Genomic DNA, 7,916 nt, shown 5'->3' with positions numbered 1-7,916 from the left:
CCATGATCGAGCGCGCGACCCAGCAGGTGCGCCCGCGCAGCACCTTCGGGAGCCGCACCGTGAGCGTGCGGCTCTCCCGGTCGCCTGCATAGCTGTAGACGTCCACCGCACTCGGGCGGTGCTCGCGGCGCAGACGCAGCTTCTCAAGGTCGAGCTCGCGGTCAGCGTCGATCGTGACCGCGCGGCGCATCCACTCGGCCTCCATGCCGTTGAGGAAAAAGACCTCCACCACGCGGGCGAGCCGCCGGCCGTCGTGCTCCACCCAACGGGGCTCATCCGCGTCGGGGACGTCCTCCTCATCGAAGGGAACGTGCGAGGTGACCCAGAACTTCTCCGACGGGAAGGGCCTCCAGTCCTTCAAGACGTCTCCCGAGAGGAGCCCGAACGAATCCTCGACGAAGGAGGAGGCCGGCTCGTCCGTCGTGAGCGCCGCCGCCGAGGCGAAGAGCGCCGCCGCCATGAGCCGCAGGTCGTCGCGGCCTTCGGGCGTCTCGAGAAGGGTCGCGGGCGCCTCGCACATCAGTACGTGGCGCGGGATCGCCTGCATCGACTTCCCACTCCTTTTGGCGTTTATGCATTCACCCAACACCACCGGCGCAAAGCAGAAGCAGACGAGCCGCTCCGGATGAACCTTCGGGCGCACGAGGAGAAGAAGCTGCTCCATCTCCGGATTTTTGCAATCAAAATCAAAGGGCACCAGGTTGCCGTAGTTCTCGAGTACGCCCGCCCGGCATTCGCCCGCGAGCCCGAGGAGCCGATGCTCCTCGTCCTCATCCTCTGCGTCGGCCATCTGCGCGAACGCGGCCGACCCGGCACTTCCGCGCCAAAATGCCTGCGCCGCTTCAATCCATTTTTCGAGATGCGCCTTGAGCGCCTCTTCGTCGAGCCTCATTCGGCGAAGCTCCGCCTGCGGGATCCCGGTGCCCGCCTCGCACCCGAGCTTCGCCCAGGTGCGTTCCGCTTCCTGAGGGAGGCCGACCGCAATCTCGGCGCAGACGACGAAGTCCAATTCGAGGCGAAGAAGCGCCTCGGGAAGATCGACGTTCTCCAACTGCCCGGCGCGAACCGACGCCTCGAGCGCCTCGTCCTCCCAGAAGCCGTCCTCCTCAAGGCCGGCGCATCCCTTCTCGATCACCTTCTTTGCGATCAGGACGCCGCGGGCGCAGCAGAAGAGGCTCCTGCGAAATGCTTCGTCCGGAAAAGACGCGTCGTCGAGGCGAAGGACGTCGTAGATCCGCTCCCAGTCGCCCGCATGCACCCATTCCTCCGCCTTGTGCTTGAGGAGCGCATGGACGGCGGCCAGCGCGCCCTCGGTCTTCAGCCCCCATCGGGCCGGGCGGACGAGGCTGCGGCAGATGAGCGCCGCCGAGGCGACGAGCTCCTCCTGTGCCTGCGACCCGCGGACGGGATCGCCGTTGCGCAGGATGAAGACCGCCCAGGCGCCCCAGGGATTGCACTCGGCCACAGAAACGTCGCCGAAGAGCTCGAAGACCATCCGCTCCAGACGATCGACGCGCTCCAGGAGCGCCCGGTCGGCCGACTCCCCGCGGGCCAGACCGGCGGCGGCGGAGACGAGCCGCAGCGCCGCAACGCCCGCCAGAAGGTCCGACGGATCTTGAGCGAGCCGGGCCTTCAATTCACTGAAGGCCGCTTCCAGCTCACGGGCCGCCGCAAGGTCGTCGAGCAGACGGAGCCGCAGGATTTCGGTGAAGACGTCCCGCCCCGGCCAGTCCTTCGTGCGGGCGGCGTCGAAGTCCTTGAGTGCATCGGGGTCATTCAAAAAGTCGCAGAGAAGCGCACCTGCGGCCCAGAAATCGGCATACACGGCGGCGCCCTTGTTGCCGGGCTTTGCGGCGACCCTTTCATGCGCGCTCCAAAGGAGCTCCCACAGGCCGCCGACGACTTCGGGCTCGGCGTCGGCGAAGATGGAGAAGAGCGAGAGGAGCGAGAGGCGGCTCTTCGCGTCCGCACCCTTCCGGGCAACCCGGCAGTGGCGGCTGAGCGCCCTTGCATAGCGGCCGTGGAGCATCTTCTGCGCCCAGAGCGCATCGATCGCGTCGAGATTCTCGCCGAGTGACTCGAGGAACTCCAAAACGCTCATGAAGGATTCGCTCCAACGCAAGGCATGCTTCACCAGGGGCGGCGTCGCTTCGGCGAGATCGAGGAAGCGTGCGGCCGCAGCTTTGGTGAGTCTGTCGTGGATGACGGCATCCTCGAGCGCCTCGGTCGCCTCATTCAGGATGACCGTCGGGTAGACGTTGCGCATCAGCTTCTCGAGCTGCAACTCGGGCGCGCCCGTGACGAGCTCCATGCTGCCGACGGGCGGCGGCGTGAGCGTCCGGCGCATGGCCGCCGCCGAGTTCCCGAGCACGACGTCTACGAGGAGCCTCGTCTGGCAGAGCAGCCCCCAGCCCGGGTGCATCGGTCCGTAGACCTCGATGAATAAGGCGGCTTCCCGGGCGAGCTCGGCGAGCGGCCGGAAGCGGTCGAGTTTGAGCGAGCCGTAGAGTTGCTGGAACGTGTTGATGAAGAAGATGCAGATCGCGGGCGAAAAGGGAGTCAAGTCTCCCTGCTTTTTGATCATGTGCACCGCGCCGGCAATGTCGTGCGCGGCGATGAAGCCCTTGAGCTTCTTCGCCTGCGCCTCGGTGAGCACGGGATAGCGCAGGAGCATCTTCACCTGGGGAGCGTTCTGTTGAACTCCCTCGGGGCGGGCGTTTCTCTTTGTCGTCATAGAAAATCGGCGCGGAAACCTCTGTCTTCAGACAGGGGAGAAAGCGCCGTCCTCGTTTCTAAGTTCGGTTAAATCGGTGCTTCTCTTTTCGAGAAGCCTGAGCTTCCTGCAGCTGATGCCGGAAGAAAGCTTTACGCCGTCCAACCTCCGGACATCGAAGCAGCCGGACGATCTTCACCCGAAGATTAAGCCGGTTTGCCCGAGACATCTCACCCTGGTCGAAGAGCCTGAAGTTCTTCGACCAGGAGCGGTATTTGATTGGGCTTTCGGTATCCGATCTTCGTGCCGTCCTTAAGCGTCTTCGCAGAAGCACCGTACACTTGTGATTCACGGACGAAGCGCATCCTCCCTACGCCCGACCACGTGGGCGTCCGCACTGCCGTCGACGGAGAACCTCAGACTTTTGAGACGTCCTGCGCCTTCTTCATGAAAATCGTCGGGGATCGAAAACATCTTAAATCCTTTTCCGGGAGAAGCTTGAAATCCGAGCGCCGAAAGACCACCGCCGCCCGTCGTCCTTGAATTGGACCTTATCATGACGGTCTGTATAAATCAATGATCCTTAATGATCAATTTGAGGCGTGCTCATGATCCTTTGATCTTCTCCACGGCCGCGGTGGAAAGTCCTCTTATCGCCGCGGGGCCGCCCTGCTAAAATTCACCGCAATCCGGCTTCATGCCGGGCAGGAAACTTCACACGCCCACCCACCTGAGGGAGTCGTCAACCGATGCGCCGCGTCCTTACTCTTGCGCTCATGCTCGCAATGCTCGCCTTCTGGGGGGTGAGCCTCTGGACGCTCTCGGAGCGCCTCACGCCGGCGGAGACCGCCGTCTCCTGCACCCCCGCCGCGGTGGGGCTTCTGATGCTCATCGGCTTCTTCGTCTCGAGGCGGATCTTCAACCCGAACGACCGCGTACGGCGGCTCTTCTCGGCCGTGCTCGCGACGACGCTGCTCCTCACGATCGCGCTCGTCTACGCCGACGTCTTCTTCTTTTCGGGCGAAATCTTCCACGGCGGTCTGACGCTCCTGCGCCTTGAGATCTTTACGGACGCGCGGCCGGTGCTCACGCTCGCCTTTGCGGGCGCGTTCGTTCATCCGATCCTCTTCATCCTCTCGGGAATTGCGCTCCTGTCGCTGCCGCCCCCGTCGGACAACTTCTTCCGCCGGTGACGCTCAGCCGAAGCCGGAACACTCGAATTTGAAAAGGCCGTCCGGGCGCTGCGCCCGAACGGCCTTTTCTCCATTGACCAACTTCTCCCCGCGCCGCGCACGCCCAGTTTCTTCCACGGCGGGAATTCCCGGGATGAGCCCGCGTCGGCTATTTCTCTTCGTCCGTAATCTCGATGAAGCTCGACTTCGGATGCCCGCAGTCCGGGCAGATGAAGGTGTCGGGGAGATCGCGGAAGTCCGTTCCCGGCGGAATCGACTCCTCGGGGCAGCCCTCCGCCGGATCATAGACGTGCCAGCAGACGCGGCACTGCATGCGCGCGCCCGCGGGCACGCGCTCGCGCTCCAACCGGTCAAGAAGCGACTGGATCTCCGCGCCGCGCGTGAACTTCACGTTTCCCGATTCTTCAGACATGCTTCACCCCTGCGGCGGGAGCGCCCAAAGCGCCGCGCTCGAGGTCGCCCCGCACCCATTCGATGAGATCATCGCACTTCGTCAATGCGTCCTTGAACTCCTCGGGGGAGACGGGCACCTCGGGCGGCACGCGCGCGACGATGAAGGCGTCGAGCAGCGTCTTGCCGCCGTTGTTGATGATGCGGCTCCGCCAGAGGTTCTTCACCCGCGTGCGGGTGAAGCGCGAGTGCCCGAAGCCCTGGAGCTCCACCTCGACGTCGCCCGTGCCGAGGGTGGAGAGGAGCGCGGTCATGTCGCCGGGCGAAAGGGGCTGGCGCTGCAGCTCCACCATGAAGGCGGGCGTGTCGATCAGGCCTTTGAACCGGCCTTGGGCCGCCTCGAGCTCGAGCTCGTGCTGGAGTTCATTCAAAATTGCAGGGGCCGCGAAGACGTCCGCGCTCGGATTGACGAGCTCGGGGACCCGGTCGAGCCCCCGGTCGCCGACCACGAGCACCGCGCGCGGCAGACGCCCGAGCACGAAGCTGTTCATCGCGCCGTCTGCCCCCGTCTGAACGCGCCAGAGGCCGGGGATGCCCATGTCGCCCGCCTTCGCCTCGCCCCCGAAGAGCGTGATGCGCACTTCGCCTTCGCCCAAGGTGGCGAGCAGGAAGTCGATGTGCTTCGGGTTGAAGGACGAGAAGTCCCAGACCTCATGAAGGTCCATGCCGCTCGGATCGGCGAGCCCAGTCTCCATGCGCTTCATGTGTTGGGAGAGGCGTGCCTTCACGTCCTCGAGAAAGGCGATCGTGGTGAGCGCGGCGTCTCGCTCCGTCTCCGGATCGAGCTGCGGAGCGTTGAGCCAACGCTTGGCGGCGTCGAGCGCCGAATAGGTCTGAAGGGCCATGTCTTTCTTCCTCTCGCTGAGTTTCCCGCTGCGGGCCGCCGCGCTGCTCACATCCTCCTGTGGAGACGAAGCGCCGCGGGGCCGCGCCGGACTTGTGTTTTTCGCTTGGGGCGGGGGCGTCGGGTTCCGCGGCGGGGATCCTCCTCGTCGGCAAGGCGCCGCGTCCCTTTGTCATACAGATATTTTGAACTCTTTCTTCAGGCGCCCGCCTCAGTGCCCGCAACCCGATTCCTCTGCCGCAGGGGCGAGGATGGCGATGGTGCGCTTCGGCGCGGCGGTGCGCCCGGCGATCTCCGCCAACTTCGCGAGGTATCCGTCCCAACCGTCCAGCCCCTCGGCGGCGCCGAGGAAGACGCCGTCGCGGAAGAACGCGAGCGCGGGGAGCTTCCTCACGCCCCAGCGGGCGGCAAGCGCGCGGCCTTCGGCCGGATCGGTGCACCAGGCGCTTTGGGCGATCTTCGAGACGGTCTTCCAGATCTCGGGCCCGATCACGACGATGTCCATCGTCTCCTTCTGCAGGTTCGGGTCCGCGCAGAAGATCACGAACTTCAGTCCGGGCGAGGCGAGAAAGGCCTCGAGCCCGGCTTCATCGAGCCGGTTGAACTTCGCCTCATTCCAGAGCCGGTTGAAGAGCGGGTGCGTGGCGGGATCAATTTCGGCGACGCGGGTGAATTTGGCCATGACACGTTTTTCCTTCTGAGGAGGTTCGGAGAGCCGGCGGGCGGATTCAGGACTACTCGAGCCGGCGGCCCACCTGCGCGCGCAGGTGGGGCGGCAGTTCGGGCTCGCGGTCGATCAGGTCACCGAAGCCCGCGCGGATCGCGGCCTCGTCGGCCTCGCCCGTCATGGCGAGCGCCGTTGCGCCGAGGGCCGCCTCGATCTCCGCGGCCTCTTCGGCCGAAACCGCGCGTATGGCGCGCTCCTGGAAGACGAGAAGCCACTCGTCGGCGGCGGGCGGCTCGATCATCGAGCAGTCCACCTCCATGCGGCGGCCGCTGCGCTCGCAGAGCGCCTTCATCTCCTCAACCTTGAGCACCTTCATCGGCAGTGCGATGCACATCGCTCCCTCACTCCCCTACTTGTTGAATCTTCAGCTTCGCCGCTCCCGCGGGACGCAGTCCGCCTTCCCAACGGAACGCTGCGGCTACCCCCCGTGAGGCGGCCAATTCCAATCAGCCGCGCTCGAGCGCGTCGGGCACGGCGTGCCCGCCCCCGCGCACGAGGAAGCGTTCGTCCCCGGTGCGGCAGGCCTCCTCCTCGCTCGGCCGGCCCGCCTCGTAGGCGTCCATCTCCAGAATGCGGAAGGTGAGCGGCTCGACCTTTTCACCTTCGGGCCGCGCTTCGAGCGGCCAGCCCCATTCGGCGAGCACCGTCCGGGCGGCTTCGACCGCCTCGGGGACGCGCGCGCGCAGCGTGGGCGTGAGGCTCCCGCCGTAGTCGTCGAGGAGCTCGGGCTGCACGCCCACGACCGCGAGGTCCTCAGGCTCCTCGCCCATGAGCGCGGCAGTGGCGAGCAGATCGTTGAAGCCCGTCTGATGAGGCGAAATCTTCGTCGAGGCCCAGATGCGGATCTCGTCGCGGCGCAGCACGCGCAGCGTGCCCGGCGCGGCCTTGAGGTCGCAGCAGTCGAAGACGAGGAGCCGGCGCGAGGCGCAGATCTCGTTGACGAGCCAGCTACCGAGCGTTCCGCCGTCCATGACGTCCACCCCTTCGGGCGTGCGGTACTTCTGGTGGAGCGCCTCCGCGGCGCGCGGGCCGAATCCTTCGTCGGCCCAGAGGATGTTGCCGATGCCGAGGACGAGCACCCCGCGCTTGCCCGCATTCGGGGCGGCCGGGGCGTCCAGAGCGTCCGCCGCGCCTGCGGGCGGCGAAAGGCCGGAGTCGTTTCGGGTCATGATGTTCTTTCTTCCTTCGCTTGAGCGCCGCGCCGCTCCTCCGTAGGCCGGGGAGGCGGGCGGGCCGGAGGGGCGCTTACTTCGGCGGGCCCTCTCGTTTATGTTCTTCGACTATATCCCGCACCGAGCGCGCCGAAAATCCGCCGAAGGTTGAAGCGGCATCCTCCGCCCGCCTCAGAAAGAAATACCCGTTCATCCCTTTCGGAATAGCTCGACGGTAGCTTTCCTGTGTATACAATGTTGTTTTTAATGTACACTTGCGTGTTGACCACGCTTGTTTTTCCCTGCCTTTTATAGGTATATACCCCCAATTTGTGCTATTTTACGCGCCCATCGCTTGCACAAACCTTTGATTGTGCAATACAGTTAGTACGAGGGAACAAGAATTCTTAGTGGTTTACTTGACAAGAAGGAACCCGATATGCCTCCAACGAAATCCGACCTCATCAAGGCGGTGAAGCCCTGCAAGCCGCTCTCGAAGAAGCGCGCCAAGCACCCCGGCTGGGGCGGCGCACGCGCGGGTTCAGGCCGAAAGCCTTTGGGCGCCAAGGCTCTGGACTCGACGATGGTGATTCGTCTCTCCGAAGCGCAGAAAGCCTTCTTCCTCTCTCAGGGCGGCAGTCCCTGGATCCGCCAGGTGATTGAAGCCTGCCGTCAGCGTCAGACCGCCGAAACAGTGGTCGCCGCCGACACCCCCTTCGGCAACCTCAATGAGGAGGAGATCGCCGAAGCCACCAAGCCGCTGAAGCCCCGTTCGCGCCCCGTGTAGCGCGAGTTCCCCACGGACCCTTCATGCTGACTGAGTAGCAAAGGGCGTCCC

The 7,916-nt window shown here is 65.1% G+C and carries 8 protein-coding genes; 2 read left to right on the top strand and 6 right to left on the bottom strand.

Annotation, left to right across the window (positions count from 1 at the left end; translation table 11 throughout):
• The coding region (locus ACT6Y9_RS06765; RefSeq protein ID WP_443743964.1) for a hypothetical protein at positions 1-2,734 on the bottom strand (2,734 nt) is incomplete at its 3' end.
• Between the two features lie 728 nt (positions 2,735-3,462).
• Between ACT6Y9_RS06765 and ACT6Y9_RS06760 the strand changes: the two genes are divergently transcribed.
• Positions 3,463-3,906, top strand: a complete 444-nt coding sequence (locus ACT6Y9_RS06760) for a hypothetical protein (protein WP_443743963.1) — start codon at positions 3,463-3,465, stop codon at positions 3,904-3,906.
• Positions 3,907-4,054: 148 nt separating this feature from the next.
• Here ACT6Y9_RS06760 and ACT6Y9_RS06755 read toward each other — a convergent pair whose 3' ends face one another.
• The 5 genes from ACT6Y9_RS06755 to ACT6Y9_RS06735 all read right to left on the bottom strand — a co-directional run bounded on the left by ACT6Y9_RS06755 (position 4,055) and on the right by ACT6Y9_RS06735 (position 7,096).
• Positions 4,055-4,318 (bottom strand): rubredoxin, encoded by a 264-nt coding sequence (locus tag ACT6Y9_RS06755; protein ID WP_443743962.1) that lies wholly within the window; start codon positions 4,316-4,318, stop codon positions 4,055-4,057.
• Positions 4,311-5,201 carry a hydrogenase expression/formation C-terminal domain-containing protein gene (locus ACT6Y9_RS06750; RefSeq protein ID WP_443743961.1) on the bottom strand — a complete coding sequence of 297 codons (891 nt, stop codon included), beginning with the start codon at positions 5,199-5,201 and terminating at the stop codon, positions 4,311-4,313. Before ACT6Y9_RS06750 ends, ACT6Y9_RS06755 begins: the two co-directional genes overlap by 8 nt.
• Before the next feature lie 210 nt (positions 5,202-5,411).
• Positions 5,412-5,882 carry a hydrogenase expression protein HyaE gene (locus ACT6Y9_RS06745; RefSeq protein ID WP_295480933.1) on the bottom strand — a complete coding sequence of 157 codons (471 nt, stop codon included), beginning with the start codon at positions 5,880-5,882 and terminating at the stop codon, positions 5,412-5,414.
• 52 nt (positions 5,883-5,934) lie between these two features.
• On the bottom strand, positions 5,935-6,261 hold the full coding sequence (locus tag ACT6Y9_RS06740; protein WP_443743960.1) for a HypC/HybG/HupF family hydrogenase formation chaperone: 327 nt from the start codon (positions 6,259-6,261) through the stop codon (positions 5,935-5,937).
• 112 nt (positions 6,262-6,373) lie between these two features.
• Entirely contained in the window at positions 6,374-7,096 is a 723-nt protein-coding gene (locus tag ACT6Y9_RS06735) for a HyaD/HybD family hydrogenase maturation endopeptidase (protein ID WP_443743959.1), read from the bottom strand.
• 421 nt (positions 7,097-7,517) lie between these two features.
• Here ACT6Y9_RS06735 and ACT6Y9_RS06730 point away from each other — a divergent pair, with 421 nt between their 5' ends.
• Entirely contained in the window at positions 7,518-7,865 is a 348-nt protein-coding gene (locus tag ACT6Y9_RS06730) for a hypothetical protein (RefSeq protein WP_443743958.1), read from the top strand.
• Positions 7,866-7,916 lie beyond the last annotated feature (51 nt).

Origin of the sequence: Sutterella sp. (assembly GCF_052272535.1) — a bacterium.
Lineage (GTDB): Bacteria > Pseudomonadota > Gammaproteobacteria > Burkholderiales > Burkholderiaceae_F > Sutterella.
The sequence above is the reverse complement of the archived record's forward strand: the minus strand, read 5'-3'. Positions and strand labels throughout refer to the sequence as shown.